Genomic DNA, 1,101 nt, shown 5'->3' with positions numbered 1-1,101 from the left:
CGGGCGACGAGGTGTATTAAAAGGCTTTTCGGCTTTCAGGTCAACAATAAAATTAAAATAAAATATCGTTTGATGAAAATGTGCTCGGAGTGGGCTGTTTTTATGCGTTTTAAATAGGGATACACCATGTTTTAAGCTTTTCTAAGAAAGAAATTACGAGCTTGTTTGCTAAATAAATGCGAAGAAAACAAAAAAAGCACGTTTGAAAACGTGCTTTTTAGTGAACAATTGACTTTAAACTAGTGCTTTACGGAGAACTTATTCACCCATCCTTCCAGTTCATTTGCCAAAGAGGCCAAACTTTGGGTGCTCGATTTGCTCTCTGTTACCACTGAATTTAGCTTACTTCCGCTCTCTTCAATCAGATTTATGCGGTGTGCAATGTCATCACTGACTTGCGTTTGCTCAGCTGCTGCCGTCGCAATTTGCTGACTCATTGCTGTGATAGATTCAAGCGCGGTAACGATCTGTTGGAGAGCTTCTGATGCATTCATCGATTCAGTTACTGTGCTTTCACTTGTTTCCGCACAGATTTCCATTGTGTGAATGGCATTGCGAGAGCCTTCTTGAAGATTCGAGATCATGTGTTGGATCTCTTTTGTGCTGTCTTGAGTTCGACCTGCAAGATTACGCACCTCATCTGCTACTACAGCAAAGCCTCGTCCTTGTTCGCCTGCTCGGGCTGCTTCAATTGCAGCGTTCAAGGCTAATAGGTTGGTTTGTTCCGCAATATCTCCGATTACATCCAGAACTTTCACGATGTTGTTTACATCTTGATCGAGATCGGCAACCGCTTTACTTGCAGTATTCAGCTGAGTCGCAAGACCTTGAATGTTATCTACAGTGCTGTGGATCAGTGATTGAGTGTGCTGACTTTGTTTATCTGCTTCATCGGTATTACGTGCTGTGTCGCTAGCAGAGCTTGCCACATGGTTAGCGGAAGAAGCCATTTCTGTCATCGCTGTTGCAATCATTGCGGTCGATTGCTGCTGAGAAACGGTAAGATCGGCGATGGAATTTGAGCGCGACTCTACTGCTGATAGCTCATCGCGTAGAGCGTGCATCGATTGTTCAAGGTTAGTCACCATGGTTGCCAATGAT

Annotated in this window: 1 protein-coding gene; it reads right to left on the bottom strand. The window is 43.8% G+C overall.

Annotated elements, in window-relative coordinates:
* Positions 1–239: 239 nt before the first annotated feature.
* Positions 240–1,101, bottom strand: an 862-nt coding sequence (locus R7F67_RS24775; protein WP_318057526.1) for a methyl-accepting chemotaxis protein, incomplete at its 5' end; no start/stop codon positions are given.

This window comes from Vibrio sp. YT-17, from assembly GCF_033337375.1.
Classification (GTDB): Bacteria; Pseudomonadota; Gammaproteobacteria; order Enterobacterales; family Vibrionaceae; genus Vibrio; species Vibrio alginolyticus.
Note: the sequence above shows the minus strand (reverse complement) of the source record. Positions and strands in the feature narration are given on the sequence as shown.